This is a genomic window from Pseudomonas sp. (assembly GCF_049300855.1).
Taxonomy (GTDB): domain Bacteria; phylum Pseudomonadota; class Gammaproteobacteria; order Pseudomonadales; family Pseudomonadaceae; genus Aquipseudomonas.
The window spans coordinates 222543-237372 of record NZ_JBAQKH010000016.1; the positions used below are offsets into that span (position 1 = coordinate 222543).

Below are 14830 nucleotides of genomic sequence, written 5' to 3' on the forward strand. Positions count from 1 at the left end.
GCGTACCTTTGAAGCATCCCCCAATCAGTCCCCTCGCCCTCTGGGAGAGGGCTAGGGTGAGGGGCTTTTCAGCAGGCAAAAAAAACCCCGCAATATCGCGGGGTTTCTCTATCAGGCCGGTTGCGCCTGCCTACTCACCGGCTGCAACGGCAGCAACGGCGCATGCGGATCGGCCTTCACCGAAGCGCGCCACGCATCCAGCCACTCGGCATGACCTTCTGCCCAAACCTGCTCATGCAGACGCGCCAATGCAACCGGGTCGCTCAGCAATTGCAGACGATCATGGTTGTTCAGCCCGGCCGGGCCAACCTTGAGCGCGTGACGCACACGTTCCTGACGCAGCCATTCAATCGGCTCGGCCTGACCGTGACGCGAGGTCGCCAGCGAGCACGCCAAAGCGTTCTGCTGCGGATCAACCACTGCGCGGACGAAACCGTCGTTCAGGGCGTGGTAACGGTTTTCGTGGGTGTACTGATCAGTCGCCAGCAGCGCCTGCGGCGGATTGTATTCCTCAGGGATGAGGAACAGGCTCTCGTCACGGGACTTCAGGCCCAGGCCAACACGGCTGGAAATCACCGACACCGGGATCGACAGCATCAGCGAACCGACGATCGGCACCAGCCACCAGAGGAAGCTCGGGTTGAGCCAGATCACCAGCAGCGCCCAGCAAAAGCCCAGCAGGGTCTGCGGACCGTGGCGTTTGACCGCCTCGCTCCATGGCGTCGAGTCGTCGTCACGTTGCGGCGAATTCCAGGTCGCGGCCCAGCCAAGGAACGCAGCCAGGACGAAACGGGTGTGGAAAATCATCCGCACCGGCGCCAGCAGCATGGAGAACAGCATCTCCAGCAGCATCGACAGGGTCACCTTGAACTTGCCGCCGAACTCTTTCGCGCCCTTGGCCCAGATCAGGATGATGCTCAACAGTTTCGGCAGGAACAGCAGCACGATGGTCGTCGAGAACAGCGCGATCGCCTTGTCCGGGTGCCATTGTGGCCACAGCGGATAGAGCTGACGCGGCTCAAGGAAGTACTGCGGCTCCATCAGCGTATTCACCGCCAGCAGCGCGGTCGACAGCACCAGAAAGAAGAACCACAACGGCGCCGACAGGTACGACATCACGCCGGTGAGGAACACCGCGCGATGCACCGGGTGCATGCCTTTGACCAGGAACAGACGGAAGTTCATCAGGTTACCGTGGCACCAGCGACGGTCACGCTTGAGTTCGTCGAGCAGGTTCGGCGGCAGTTCTTCGTAGCTGCCCGGCAAGTCGTAGGCAATCCACACGCCCCAACCGGCACGACGCATCAGCGCGGCTTCAACGAAGTCATGAGACAGGATCGCACCGGAGAACGCACCCTTACCCGGCAACGGCGCCAAGGCGCAGTGGTCGATAAACGGCTTCATGCGGATGATCGCGTTGTGCCCCCAGTAGTGGGATTCACCCAACTGCCAGAAGTGCAGACCGGCGGTAAACAGCGGGCCATAAACGCGGGTCGCAAACTGCTGCATGCGCGCATACAGGGTGTCCATGCCCGACGCACGCGGCGCGGTCTGGATGATCCCGGCGTCCGGCGTGGCTTCCATCAAGCGCACCAGACTGGTCAGGCACTCACCGCTCATGACCGAGTCGGCGTCGAGCACGACCATGTACTTATAGTCACCACCCCAACGACGGCAGAAGTCGTCGAGGTTGCCGCTCTTGCGTTTCACACGACGGCGACGGCGGCGATAGAAGATCTTGCCGAAACCTTTGGCTTCACGGCAGACGTCCAGCCAGGCCTGTTGCTCGGCGACGCAGATGTCGGTGTCGTTACTGTCGCTGAGGACGAAGAAGTCGAAGCGATCCAGATCACCGGTGGCGGCTACCGATTCGAACGTTGCCCGCAAACCGGCGAATACGCGCGGCACGTCTTCGTTGCAGATCGGCATCACCAGCGCGGTACGCGCATCTTTGGCAATCGGCTCGTTGCCGGCGCTTTTGCCGGAGATACGGTATTTATCGTGACCGGTGAGCAACTCGAGGAAGCCCATCAGCGCGGTCCAGAAACCGGCCGAGACCCAGCAGAACAGAATCCCGAACAGAATCAGGATGCTGGTTTGCAGCGCATACGGCAGCACTTGCGTGGCGGTTTGCATCAGCGGCTGGTGCAGGACTTCTTCGAGATCGACGAACGACCAGCCCTGGTACGGCATGATGCCTTTCATGTACCAGCCGGCGACGATGGTCTGGCCGAGCATCAGCAGCAACAGAATGTAGCGCCGGATCGAACCGACGGTGCGCCAGCGCGCGGCCGGCAGGACATTCTCGTCCTTCGGCGGCTGCGGCGGGTTGGTGCGACCGGTCATACGGCGCCAGCCACGCACCAGAATATTGGTGCGCCATGGCTCCGGAACGACTTTGGTCCGACGGATCGGCGGTGTCGCCTTCAGGCTGACGCGGCCGCTGGCGTCGAGCACCAGCATTTCCGCATCTTCCAGCTGTTCGGCAGTGCTCAGAATCAGGCGCTTGCCCACCGAAGCCTGGGCGGCCTCGGCAGGTGCGTCGAAGGTTGAAGACGACAGGCGTTGATGCAGCTCGCTGAACGACTGGCAGCCCGCGAGTTCCGCGCGCTGCTCGTCGGTCATCGGCAGATGCGCCAGATACTCGGACAGAGTCTCTGGCTGTACTTGAGAGTTACTCATCGGCAGGCAACTGATAGCTCCAGGTCTCGGTCAGGACTTCTTCAGTCGGTGCCGATTCCGGTGTGGCTGGGGCCGCGTCCGCAGCCACTGGCTGCTTGGCGTCTTTATTAGCCTTGTCCTTGGCATCTGCGGCTGGCTTGGCGTCGGCCTGTTTGGCTTCGGCTGCCTTGGCTTCCTTGTCGAGTTTCTCTTGTTGCTTGGCGGCAACCTTGTCGGCCTTGGCAACAGACGAGTTGGACGCCGGCACCGATTTCGCCAGATCAGCGGTCACGACTGGCTGCACCAGAGCGGCACGCATTTCGGTCGACTTGCTTGCGTCCTTGATCTTCATGCGCAAGGTCAAACGCCAGCCCTTGGTTTCCGGGTTGTAGCGCACGCTGTTCTCAACCAGTTCGGCGTTGTCGCCGACACTGACTTGACTGCGAACGTCGGCATCCGGAGTCAGTGCCGCCAGCGATGGACCTTCGAAGTCGACCAGATAGGCAACGCTGCCATCCGGCTGACGGATCAGGTTCGATTGCTTGACGTCACCGGTCGAACGCAGAGTCTGCGATACCCAGGCGCTGTCCGGCGCGTGAATCGCCGCTTCGTCCATGGTCCAGTGCATGCGGTAAGCGAAGTCCAGTGGCTGGCCCGGCTCCGGCATTTTTTCCGGGCTCCAGAACGCAACGATGTTGTCGTTGGTTTCGTCGGCAGTCGGAATCTCTACCAGATCAACAGTGCCTTTGCCCCACTCGCCCTTCGGCTCGATCCAGGCGCTTGGGCGCTTGTCGTAGCGATCGTCGAGGTCTTCGTAGTGGCTGAAGTCGCGGCCACGTTGCAGCAGACCGAAACCACGCGGGTTTTCGACGCTGAAGTTGCTCACTGCCAGGTGTTTCGGGTTGTTCAACGGGCGCCAGATCCACTCGCCGTTGCCGGCATGGATCGACAGACCGCTGGAGTCGTGCAGTTCACGACGGTAGTTGAGGACTTTCGACGGCTGGTTGGCGCCGAACAGGAACATGCTGGTCAGCGGCGCGATGCCCAGTTTGCCGACCTTGTCACGCAGGAACATCTGCGCTTTGACGTCGACGATGGTGTCGCTGCCCGGACGCAGGATCAAACGGTAGGCACCGGTGGCGCGCGGCGAATCCAGCAGCGCGAAGATCACCAGGTGCTTGTCGCCCGGCTTCGGCTGTTGAATCCAGAACTCGCGGAAACGCGGGAATTCTTCGCCCGACGGCAGCGCGGTATCAATCGCCAGACCACGTGCCGAGAGGCCGTAGGTGTGGCCCTTGCCGACAACGCGGAAGTAACTCGCGCCGAGCATGGTCATGATTTCGTCTTGCTTGTCGGCCTTGTTGATCGGGTACAGCACACGGAAACCGGCATAACCCAGTTGTTCGGTGGCTTTCGGATCGAATTTCAGGTCGCCGAAATCGAAGCGAGTCGGATCGTATTTGATCTCTTCGACGGTGTTCGCTGTGATTTCGTTAATTTTCACCGGCGTATCGAAGTGCATACCCTGGTGATAGAAGGACAGTTTGAACGGGGTCTTCTGATCAGCCCACTCAGCCTTTTCGGTGAGGAAGCGGATTTTCTGATAGTCCGCGAACTTCATGTCGCGGAATTCGTTCGGCAGGTTGCTGCGCGGGGCTTCGAATTTCTGCCCGGCCAGCTCTTTGGCCTTGGCCGATACATCGTCAAGATTGAACGCCCAAAGCTGACCGGCGCTGAGCAGGCACAGGAGCGCCGAACCCGCTACCAGGGCACTTCGCATGCGTTTGGCAGACATTTTTGCTGCATTACAGGGACTAACAATCACGAGCAACCCTCGCCGAAAACAGATCAATAAACCAACGGCCAGCAAGCCGTCTGTGTGGCCATTTTTGTCAGCTTATTTCGGTTCCAGGAAATCAGATACTGCGTTGCTGCTCCTCCCCATAGCAAGCTATGAGTCGTCGCAGCGCCTTGTCTCTGACTCCCTGGCCCTCGAAATAATGCTGGCAAAAATGGCCGTACAGACCGCTCATACCAGGTTGGCGAGCATTGTTCCGACTCCGCTGGGGCAAAATGATTCCCCAATCGGATCCGGACAAGTCTCTACCTAAGTGAAAAATGAATCAGCGAACGCTGATCCCAGTGCGCGCGATTATCTAGTAGCCCGCATGACAACGCATCAGGGGTAACAAAGTATTTATCGCGAAAACACCCTAAAAACAGTCGAAATTTCCCAAAAAGGTGTTTCAAGCGCTTTCAGGTCTGTAACAAAAAGGTAACCGGGCCATCGTTGACCAAATGCACCTGCATATCGGCGCCGAATCTACCTGATGCCACAGTGCCATGCACCTGTTTCGCACTGCTTAATAGATAGTCGAACAATTCCTCGCCCAAGGCTGGAGGCGCTGCCGTCGAAAAGCTCGGGCGCAACCCGCTTTTGGTGTCGGCAGCCAGGGTGAACTGAGAGACCAGCAGCAACCCACCGCCAACGTCGGCGAGGGACAAGTTCATCTTGCCCTCCGCATCGCTGAATACCCGATAGTTAAGCAGCTTATGCAGAAGTTTGTCGGCGCTGACACGCGTGTCGTCGGGTTCGACCGCCACCAGCACCAACAAACCGTGATCTACCGCGCCGACGACTTCGCCTGCCACTTCAACCCGCGCACCGCGTACGCGCTGTAAAAGCCCTTTCATGCTTCTTCGGGCGGCAGATCGAGCAGGCGCTGGGCCATGTTGCTCGCTGCGCGCACCAGTGCATCGGTGATGCCGGGCTCGGAAGCCGCATGGCCAGCATCGCGAATCACCTGCAGTTCGCTGTTCGGCCAGGCCTGGTGCAATTCCCAGGCATTGTCGAGCGGGCAAATCACGTCGTAGCGACCGTGAATGATCACGCCCGGCAGATGGGCGATCTTGCCCATGTCGCGAATCAACTGGTTCGGCTCAAGGAAAGCGTTGTTAGTGAAGTAGTGGCATTCGATCCGCGCGATCGACAGTGCGCGCTGCGGCTCGGAAAAGCGATCGACCACCAGCGGGTTCGGCCGCAGGGTTGCGGTGCGCCCTTCCCAGGTCGACCAGGCTTTGGCCGCATGCATCTGCGCGATCTGGTCGTTGCCGGTCAGGCGTTTATGGAATGCGCTGAGCAGGTCACCGCGTTCGTCCAACGGGATCGGCGCAATGTAGTCCTGCCAGTAATCGGGGAACAGACGACTGGCACCGGCCTGATAGAACCACTCGATTTCCTGCGGACGGCAGAGAAAGATCCCGCGCAGAATCAGACCGTGAACACGCTCAGGATGGGTTTGCGCGTAAGCCAACGCCAGAGTCGAGCCCCACGAGCCGCCGAACAGCACCCATTTGTCGATGCCCAGGTGTTTGCGAATGCGCTCAAGGTCGGCGACCAGATCCCAGGTGGTGTTGTTTTCCAGGCTGGCGTGCGGCGTGGAGCGTCCGCAACCGCGCTGGTCGAAGGTGACAATGCGATAGAGGTTCGGATCGAAATAGCGACGGCTCTGCGCGTCGCAACCGGCGCCGGGGCCACCGTGAATGAACACAACCGGCAAACCCTCCGGTGAACCGCTTTCGTCGACATACAGCGTATGGGTGTCATCGACAGCCAGATCGTGCCGGGCGTGAGGTTTGATCTGCGGAAACAAAGTCTGCATTGCGCGCTCCGTAAGGGGTCGAGGTCATCCCTGGGGGGACTTCTATTATTCTGCCGTTGGGCATCATAAACCCGATTTACGTCAATGAGCATGCTCCAGAGCCTGATCGTTCCCACGCTCTGCGTGGGAATGCCTCTTGGGACGCTCCGCGTCCAGTGACGCGGAGCGTCACGGGCTGCTTTCCCACGCGGAGCGTGGGAACGATCAATAAACCAAAGCTGTCTGGCCTAGCAACAAACCTGTGGAACCGCGTGATTACTCGCTGTAGTGTTTTTGGCCCCACGCCAGATAGCCTTGCAGCAACTCCTTGAGCACTACCCGCGTCGGCTCGGCCAGACCGGCGCGATAGCGGAACGGTTCGAACTCTTCCATGTAGGTGCACTGGCCCAGTTCCAGTTGCACCGCGTGGATGTTCTGCGCCGGGTTGCCGTAATGACGGGTGATATGGCCGCCCTTGAAACGACCATTCAGCACATGGCTGTAATCGCCGTGGCGTGCGCAGATCGCTTCCAGCTGCGTGGCCAGTTGTGGATCGCAACTGGCGCCGTTGAAGGTGCCGAGGTTGAAGTCCGGCAGTTTGCCGTCGAACAGGTGCGGGATGATCGAGCGGATCGAGTGCGCATCGAACAGCAGCGCGTATCCGAATTCGGCTTTCAACCGCGCCAGCTCTTCCTGCAGCGTGCGGTGATACGGCGTCCAGATCTGCTCCAGATAGTTTGCGCGCTCTTCTTTCGATGGCTCCTGCCCTTCGCGGAACAACGCAATGCCATCGAACAACGTCGCCGGGTACAGCCCGGTGGTCGCCCCGACGTACAGCGGCTTGTCGTCGGACGGACGATTCAGATCGATGACGAAACGCGAGTACTCAGCCGCCAACGTACTCGCGCCCAGTTCTTCGGCAAAATCGTAAAGCTGCGGAATATGCCAGTCGGTGTCCGGCAGGCTTTTCGCGGCCGCGATCAACCCGGCTTCCACCGCAGGCGTCAAGCGCACCCCGGCATGCGGCATGCTGATCAGCAACGGCACGCGACCTTGTTTGAAATTCAGAACCTTATCCACAACCGCTCTCCTACAGACTTGATTCGACGCCGTGACGGACGACGCGTTTGTCCAGATCGCCACCCAGCCAATAAGCCAGATCCGCCGGACGATCAATGTGCCAGGCAACGAAATCCGCGACCTTGCCGACTTCCAGCGAACCGTGGGTGGCGGCCATGCCCAGCGCTTGCGCGGCATGAATCGTCGCGCCGGCCAGGGCTTCTTCCGGGGTCATGCGAAAACAGGTGCAAGCCATGTTCAACATCAGCCGCAACGACAGCGCCGGCGAGGTGCCGGGGTTGAGATCGCTGGCGATGGCGATCTTCACCTTGTGCTTGCGCAGAGCGTCCATCGGCGGCAACTGGGTCTCGCGCAGGAAGTAGAACGCGCCCGGCAGCAGCACTGCGACGGTGTCGGACTCGGCCATGGCGATGGCGTCGGCTTCGTCCATGAACTCCAGGTGATCAGCGGACAACGCCTTATAGCGCGCGGCGAGGCTGGAGCCGTGCAGCGACGACAGTTGTTCAGCGTGGAGCTTCACCGGCAAACCGAGTTTTTGTGCGGCGATGAACACACGCTCGACCTGCTCTGGCGAGAACGCCAGGTATTCGCAGAAAGCGTCCACGGCGTCGACCAGCCCTTCGGCAGCCAGCGCCGGAAGCATCTCCGTGCAGATCAGATCGATGTAATCGTCGGCGCGATCCTTGTATTCCGGCGGCAACGCGTGGGCCGCGAGGCAGGTGCTGCGCACGCTGATCGGCAGCTCTTTCTGTAAACGGCGGATGACGCGAAGGATCTTGCGCTCGTTGGCCAGGTCGAGGCCGTAGCCGGATTTCATTTCGACCGTGGTCACGCCGTCGCGCATCAAACTTTTCAGGCGTTTCGCGGCGCTGGCGAACAGCTCGTCTTCAGTCGCTTCGCGAGTTGCACGCACGGTGCTGGCGATGCCGCCGCCCGCCGCTGCGATCTCGGCGTAGCTGACGCCTTGCAGACGTTTTTCGAATTCGCCACTGCGGTTGCCGCCGAACACCGTGTGGGTGTGACAGTCGATCAGGCCGGGCGTGACCCACGCGCCTTGCAGATCATTGACTGCCGGGTATTCGCCGGAGGGCAATTGATTACGCGGGCCGATCCACTCGATGAGCGCACCGGACGTCACGATGGCAGCGTCTTCGATGATCGAGTAGACGCCCTGCGCCATGGTTGCGACGTGGCAGTGTTGCCAGAGGGTTTTCACTGTTGGCCTCCGTTGGGGCTGGTGATCGTTCCCACGCTCTGCGTGGGAATGCCTCAGGGGACGCTCTGCGTCCAGTGACGCGGAGCGTCACGGGCTGCATTCCCACGCGGAGCATGGGAACGATCAGTGTGTAGGGTTAAAGGCTCGGCAAAAGCTTCGCCGGAACCAGCTCAGTCAAACACCGCGAAGCCAACAGTTCAGTCGCCGCGTTAATGTCCGGCGCAAAAAAGCGGTCCTTCTCATAAAACGGTACTTCCTTACGCAAAATCGCCCGAGCCTGTTCCAGCTTCGCCGAGGTCTTCAGGCCGTTACGCAGATCCAGGCCCTGCACCGCCGCCAACCATTCCACCGCGAGAATCCCGCGGGTGTTTTCAGCCATTTCCCACAGACGCTTGCCGGCGGCCGGGGCCATCGACACGTGGTCTTCCTGGTTGGCCGAGGTCGGCAGACTGTCCACCGAATGCGGATGGGACAAGGCCTTGTTTTCGCTGGCCAGTGCCGCTGCCGTCACTTGAGCAATCATGAAACCGGAGTTCACTCCGCCATTGGCGACGAGGAACGGCGGCAGTTGCGACATGTGCTTGTCCATCATCAGCGAGATGCGGCGTTCGCTCAGCGAGCCGATTTCGGCGATGGCCAGGGCCATGTTGTCCGCGGCCATCGCCACCGGTTCGGCGTGGAAGTTGCCGCCGGAAATCACATCGCCTTCAGCGGCGAAAACCAGCGGGTTATCGGATACAGCGTTGGCTTCGACGGCCAACACTTCAGCAGCCTGACGGAACTGGGTCAGGCAGGCGCCCATGACTTGCGGCTGGCAGCGCAGCGAGTACGGATCCTGCACTTTCTCGCAGTTCTGGTGCGAATCGGAGACTTCGCTGCGCTCACCCAGCAGATCACGGTAAGCAGCAGCGGCGTCGATCTGACCTTTCTGGCCACGCGCGGCGTGAATACGTGCATCGAATGGCGAGCGCGAACCCAATACTGCTTCAACCGTCAGACCGCCCAGCGCCAAGGCACCGGCAAACAGGTCTTCACCCTCAAACAGACCACGCAATGCAAACGCGGTGGAAACCTGAGTACCGTTGAGCAGCGCCAGACCTTCTTTAGCCGCTAAAGTCAGCGGCGTCAGGCCGGCGACTTTCAGCGCTTCAGTGGCTTCCATCCACTCGCCCTTGTAGCGCGCCTTGCCCTCGCCCAGCAGCACCAGCGACATGTGCGCCAACGGCGCAAGGTCGCCCGACGCGCCCACCGAACCTTTCAGCGGAATGTGCGGGTAAACCTCGGCATTGATCAGCGCAATCAGCGCATCGATCACCACGCGGCGAATACCGGAGAAGCCACGGCTGAGGCTGTTGACCTTGAGCACCATGACCAGCCGCACCAGTTCGTCGCTGATCGGCTGGCCGACACCGGCAGCGTGGGACAGCACCAGCGAGCGCTGCAGGTTCTCGAGGTCTTCGCTGGCGATACGCGTCGAGGCCAGCAGGCCGAAACCGGTGTTGATGCCGTACGCGGTGCGGTTCTCGGCGAGGATCTGTTCGACGCAGGCAACACTGGCTTCGATCTGTGCCGAGGCGCTGTTGTCGAGGCTCAGCTTGACCGGGTTCTGGTAGACGTCACGCAGTTGGGCCAGGCTCAGTTGGCCGGGAATCAGGTTCAGCGCAGTCATTTAAATGCTCCTTTTGAGACATTGTTATTAACTACCAGTCGCTCCGGAGCATTCCGTTATCCGTCGTTTCTCGTCTTGTAAACGATCCACGCCTTGGCACGCTGGTATGGGGTAGTGTCAGTGCAAATTCGATAGAACGTTGTGCAGCAGATTCGGGTTTTTCAACACGCTCGCAGCGGCAGCGATATCCGGGGCGAGCCAGCGATCCTGATCGTAGGCCGGAACCGTTTCGCGCAGCAGTCGCCACGCGCGGTCAGTGCCCGCGCCGAAGCGTTGTTCCTTGAGGAACTCAAACGCCTGCGCCGCCAGCAGGTATTCGATGGCGAGGATCTGCGTGCAGTTTTCCAAGGCGCGATGCAGCTTCAGCGCGGCATTGGTGCCCATGCTCAAGTGGTCTTCCTGCAGGCCCGAGGTGATGTAGTTATCGAGTACCGCCGGTTGCGCCAATTGGCGGTTTTCCGCACACAGCGATGCGGCGACGTATTGCACGATCATCATCCCCGAGTTCACCCCCGGATTGGCCACCAGAAACGCTGGCAGACCGCTGACGTGCGGGTTGACCAGACGATCGAGGCGACGCTCGGCAATCGAGCCGATTTCGGCCATGGCAATCGCCAGCAGATCTGCCGCCATCGCCACCGATTGGCCGTGCGGGTTGGCTTGCGACATCACCCGGAAGTTGTCCGGTGTGCCCAGCAGCAACGGGTTGTCGGTGCAGCCATTGAGTTCGGCTTCGACCTGTTTGATCGCATGTTCCAGTTGGTCCCGCGCGGCGCCGTGCACCTGCGGGATCGAGCGGATACTCAGCGCATCCTGAGTGCGGATGCCCTTGCTCGACGCAATCACTTCACTGCCATCGAGCAACGCACGCAAATTGACGCCGACCTGCTGCATGCCCGGGTGCGGTTTCAGCGCGATGATTTCCGCGTCGAAGGCATCAATCTGGCCGCGCTGGGCTTCGAAACTCATCGCGCCGATGACATCGGCCCACTGCACCAGCCGCGTCGCATCGGCAATCGCCAGACAGCTGAGCCCGGTCATGCATGGCGTGCCGTTGACCAGGCACAAACCGTCCTTCGCACCGAGTTGCACCGGTTGCAGACCTTCTTCGGCCAGCGCCTGTTGTGCGGAAATAACCTGCCCGCGATAGCTGACAGTGCCGACACCGAGCAGCGTGATGCCGATGTGCGCCATGTGGGTCAGATAACCCACCGAACCTTGCGACGGCACTTGCGGGGTGATGCCGCGATTGAGCAGCGCCAGCAGCGCTTCGACGACCCGGCGGTGAATGCCGGATTTGCCGTGGCTGTAGTTGTGAATGGCGGCGCAGATGATCGCGCGAGTCTGCTCGTCGGCAAGCACCGGGCCGACACCGCAGGCATGGCTGAGCAAGGTGTTGCGCGAGAGCTGGCTGAGTTGCTCGTCTTTAAGCGAGACGTTGGACAAACCGCCCAGGCCGGTGTTGACGCCATAGGCGCGCTCGCCGCTTTCGACGATGCGCTGGACGATGCCTTGGGCGTTTTCGATGCGCGCCCAGGTGTCGCTGGACAGCTCAAGTTGCGCGCCGTGACGGGCGACCGCGACCACGTCCTGCCAACGCAGGGGGGCGCCGGTGATAACGATTTTTTCAGCCTGGGACATCTAAAACCTCTTGAGTTAGATCGTTCCCACGCTCTGCGTGGGAATGCCGCCTGGGACGCTCCGCGTCCCGATTTCTGCTCTGTGCAGGGTGACGCGGAGCGTCACGGGATGCATTCCCACGCAGAGCGTGGGAACGAGCGTCAGACCACCGCCGCTCGCCGCTGCACAAACCGGTCGACATACTCATCCGCTGGCGAATGCAGAATCTCGCGTGGCGTACCGACCTGAATCAACTTGCCATCCTTGAGAATCGCAATGCGATTACCGATGCGCACCGCTTCATCAAGGTCATGGGTGATGAAGACGATGGTCTTGTGCAGAGTCTTTTGCAGCTCCAGCAACTGGTCCTGCATCTCCGCGCGGATCAGCGGATCCAGCGCACTGAACGCTTCGTCCATGAGGATGATGTCGGTGTCCGCCGCCAAGGCGCGGGCCAAACCGACACGCTGGCGCATGCCGCCGGAAAGCTGGTGCGGGTATTTGTTTTCGTAGCCTTTGAGGCCCACGGTGTTGATCCAGTGCAGCGCGCGTTCCGAGCACATTTGCTTGCTCTCGCCGCGCACTTTCAAGCCGTAGGCGACGTTGTCGAGCACAGTCTTGTGCGGCAGCAGGCCGAAGCTCTGGAACACCATGCTGATCTTGTGCCGGCGAAATTCGCGCAGGGCGTCCATGTCGTACTGCAGGATGTCCACGCCGTCGACGAGGATCGCGCCGCTGGTGGGGTCGATCAGCCGATTGAAGTGGCGCACCAGCGTCGATTTGCCGGAACCGGACAAGCCCATGATCACGAAGATCTCGCCGGTGCCGATGCTCAACGACAGGTCGTTAACGCCGACCACGCAACCGGTCTCGCTCAGCACCTGATCCTTGGTCTTGCCCTGGCCGACCATGGCCAGTGCATCCTTCGCGCGGTTGCCGAAAATCTTGAAGACGTTTTTGACTTCGATCTTGCTCACGGTTGCGTTGCTCATTTGCTCACCTCATGCCGTGGCCGACCGTACGCCTGAGTAATGCGGTCGATGACCACTGCGAGAATCACGATCGCCAGACCGGCCTCAAGGCCACGCCCGACGTTGAGGGTCTGAATCCCCACCAACACATCTTCACCGAGGCCACGGGCACCGATCATCGAGGCAATCACCACCATCGACAGGGCCATCATGGTGGTCTGGTTGATCCCGGCCATAATGCTCGGCAGGGCCAGCGGCAATTGCACGCCGAACAGTTGCTGCCAGCGGTTGGCGCCGAACGCGTTGATCGCTTCCATGACTTCGCCGTCAACCTGACGGATGCCCAGATCGGTCAGGCGAATCAGCGGTGGCGCGGCATAAATCACCGTGGCGAAAATCGCCGGCACCTTGCCGAGGCCGAACAGCATCAGCACCGGAATCAGATACACGAAACTCGGCATGGTCTGCATGATGTCGAGCAGCGGCATCAGCACCGAACGCAGGCGATTGCTGCGTGCCGAGAGAATCCCCAGCGGAATGCCGATCAGCACCGAAATGATCGTCGCGACCATCATTAGCGCCAGGGTCTGCATAAGCTTGTCCCACAAGCCAACGGCGCCGACGAGGAACAGCAGACCGACGATGACTGCCGTGGTCACGACTTTGCGCGTGGCATGCCAGGCAACCACACCAACGATGGCCAGCATCAACCACCATGGCGCCGCACGCAGCAGGCTTTCGAGGTTGACGATGGCCCAGAGCAGGGTGTCGGAGATGTGGCGGAACACATCACCGTAGTTGGTGACCAGCGAATCGACCCAACCGTTGACCCAGTCGGCGATGGAAAAGGTAAAGCTTTCGGGAAACATAAGCGGCTCTCAATCAGAAATCTCAATCAAGCGTTTACGGCATATCCCCCGGCCAGCCTCACGGTTGACCGGGAGGTATCGACCTACAGCGCCGCGTCGATTTTCTTGGCTGCGTCTTCACTGACCCACGCATGCCAGACCTCAGGATGTTCCTTGAGGAAGATTTTCGCCAGTTTTGGCGACTCGATACGTTCCTTGGCCATGCGACCCAGGTTCTGGTTCAGCAAGTCGATCGGCAGGTTGACCTTTTCCAGCACGGCGACCAGTTCCGGCGCCTGTTCGTGGAAGGTTTTCGACAGGCCGACCTTGATGCTCACGGTCTTGTCGACGCCCGGTTTTTCTTCGAGTTTGACCAGATCCACCTGGCCCATCAGCGGGGTTGGCGACCAGTAGTAGAACAGGATCGGCTCGCCGCGCTTGTAGCTCGACAGCACTGCGGCATCCAGCGCCGGGCCGGTGCCCGGGCGGAAGTTGGTGTAGCTGCTTTCCAGACCGTAGCTTTTCAGCATTTCGCTGTTGTCGAGTTCGCAGGTCCAGCCGGCCGGGCAGTTGTAGAAACGGCCTTTGGAAGGCTCTTCGGCGTCCTTGAACACGGCGGCGTATTTGCCCAGGTCAGCGATGTTTTTCAGGTCCGGGGCTTTTGGTTCCAGCTTGCGTTTGGCGTCGCCTTCGATCACGTAGCGCGGTACGTACCAGCCTTCCACCGCGCCGACGACCGGAGCGCCGACACCGACGACCTTGCCGGCCTTCTCGGCCTTGTTCCAGACCTCGCTGCGGCCGACCCACTCTTCGGCGAACACTTGAATGTCGTTGCTGCTCAGGGCGTTTTCCATGGTGATGGAGTTACCCGGCAGGCTGTCGGTCTTGCAGTCGTAACCTTTCTCCAGCACCACTTGCAGGACGTCAGTCAGGAGCATGCCGCTTTCCCAGTTCAGCCCGGCGAATTTCACCGGTTTGCCCGATTCGCACCAGCCGGCGGCTTGGGTCGCACCGGCACTGGCCAGCAGGCCCATGGACAGCAATGTGGTCAGCAGGGTCTTGTTCGATTTCATTGTTGTGACGCTCCTAATCATGAATTGGCTTACGGCAGTCAAGAGGCATCC

General features: G+C 60.6%; 11 protein-coding genes. All 11 read right to left on the reverse strand.

Features of this window, described 5'->3' with window-relative positions; genetic code table 11:
- Window positions 1-111: 111 nt before the first annotated feature.
- The gene (mdoH, locus tag WA225_RS06110) at window positions 112-2682 is read right to left on the reverse strand and encodes a glucans biosynthesis glucosyltransferase MdoH (protein WP_422607245.1); all 2571 of its coding nucleotides are present in this window, start codon (window positions 2680-2682) and stop codon (window positions 112-114) included.
- Entirely contained in the window at window positions 2675-4456 is a 1782-nt protein-coding gene (locus WA225_RS06115; RefSeq protein WP_422607246.1) for a glucan biosynthesis protein G, read from the reverse strand. The genes mdoH and WA225_RS06115 overlap by 8 nt, the downstream gene beginning before the upstream one ends.
- A gap of 461 nt (window positions 4457-4917) precedes the next feature.
- Window positions 4918-5355, reverse strand: a complete 438-nt coding sequence (dtd, locus tag WA225_RS06120; RefSeq protein WP_034152982.1) for a D-aminoacyl-tRNA deacylase — start codon at window positions 5353-5355, stop codon at window positions 4918-4920.
- A complete protein-coding gene (gene pip / locus WA225_RS06125) occupies window positions 5352-6323 on the reverse strand; it encodes a prolyl aminopeptidase (protein WP_422607247.1) in 972 nt (323 codons plus the stop codon). The genes dtd and pip overlap by 4 nt, the downstream gene beginning before the upstream one ends.
- A 255-nt stretch (window positions 6324-6578) precedes the next feature.
- Window positions 6579-7382, reverse strand: coding sequence for an N-formylglutamate deformylase (hutG, locus tag WA225_RS06130; protein WP_422607248.1), 804 nt, complete (start codon window positions 7380-7382; stop codon window positions 6579-6581).
- 10 nt (window positions 7383-7392) lie between these two features.
- Window positions 7393-8598 carry an imidazolonepropionase gene (gene hutI / locus WA225_RS06135; RefSeq protein WP_422607249.1) on the reverse strand — a complete coding sequence of 402 codons (1206 nt, stop codon included), beginning with the start codon at window positions 8596-8598 and terminating at the stop codon, window positions 7393-7395.
- A 136-nt stretch (window positions 8599-8734) separates the two neighbouring features.
- Window positions 8735-10267 carry a histidine ammonia-lyase gene (gene hutH / locus WA225_RS06140; RefSeq protein ID WP_422607250.1) on the reverse strand — a complete coding sequence of 511 codons (1533 nt, stop codon included), beginning with the start codon at window positions 10265-10267 and terminating at the stop codon, window positions 8735-8737.
- Between the two features lie 117 nt (window positions 10268-10384).
- The gene (hutH, locus tag WA225_RS06145) at window positions 10385-11908 is read right to left on the reverse strand and encodes a histidine ammonia-lyase (protein ID WP_422607251.1); all 1524 of its coding nucleotides are present in this window, start codon (window positions 11906-11908) and stop codon (window positions 10385-10387) included.
- A gap of 140 nt (window positions 11909-12048) precedes the next feature.
- The gene (locus tag WA225_RS06150) at window positions 12049-12879 is read right to left on the reverse strand and encodes a quaternary amine ABC transporter ATP-binding protein (protein WP_077570367.1); all 831 of its coding nucleotides are present in this window, start codon (window positions 12877-12879) and stop codon (window positions 12049-12051) included.
- The gene (locus WA225_RS06155; protein ID WP_422607252.1) at window positions 12876-13727 is read right to left on the reverse strand and encodes an ABC transporter permease; all 852 of its coding nucleotides are present in this window, start codon (window positions 13725-13727) and stop codon (window positions 12876-12878) included. The genes WA225_RS06150 and WA225_RS06155 overlap by 4 nt, the downstream gene beginning before the upstream one ends.
- An 83-nt stretch (window positions 13728-13810) precedes the next feature.
- Window positions 13811-14779, reverse strand: coding sequence for an ABC transporter substrate-binding protein (locus WA225_RS06160; protein ID WP_236427899.1), 969 nt, complete (start codon window positions 14777-14779; stop codon window positions 13811-13813).
- Window positions 14780-14830: the final 51 nt, after the last annotated feature.

Coding starts and splice junctions, on each gene's coding strand:
- WA225_RS06115 (WP_422607246.1), bottom strand. CDS start 4,456: ATGTCTGCCAAACGCATGCGAAGTGCCCTGGTAGCGGGTTCGGCGCTC.
- hutH (WP_422607251.1), bottom strand. CDS start 11,908: ATGTCCCAGGCTGAAAAAATCGTTATCACCGGCGCCCCCCTGCGTTGG.
- dtd (WP_034152982.1), bottom strand. CDS start 5,355: ATGAAAGGGCTTTTACAGCGCGTACGCGGTGCGCGGGTTGAAGTGGCA.
- WA225_RS06155 (WP_422607252.1), bottom strand. CDS start 13,727: ATGTTTCCCGAAAGCTTTACCTTTTCCATCGCCGACTGGGTCAACGGT.
- WA225_RS06160 (WP_236427899.1), bottom strand. CDS start 14,779: ATGAAATCGAACAAGACCCTGCTGACCACATTGCTGTCCATGGGCCTG.
- pip (WP_422607247.1), bottom strand. CDS start 6,323: ATGCAGACTTTGTTTCCGCAGATCAAACCTCACGCCCGGCACGATCTG.
- mdoH (WP_422607245.1), bottom strand. CDS start 2,682: ATGAGTAACTCTCAAGTACAGCCAGAGACTCTGTCCGAGTATCTGGCG.
- hutH (WP_422607250.1), bottom strand. CDS start 10,267: ATGACTGCGCTGAACCTGATTCCCGGCCAACTGAGCCTGGCCCAACTG.
- WA225_RS06150 (WP_077570367.1), bottom strand. CDS start 12,879: ATGAGCAACGCAACCGTGAGCAAGATCGAAGTCAAAAACGTCTTCAAG.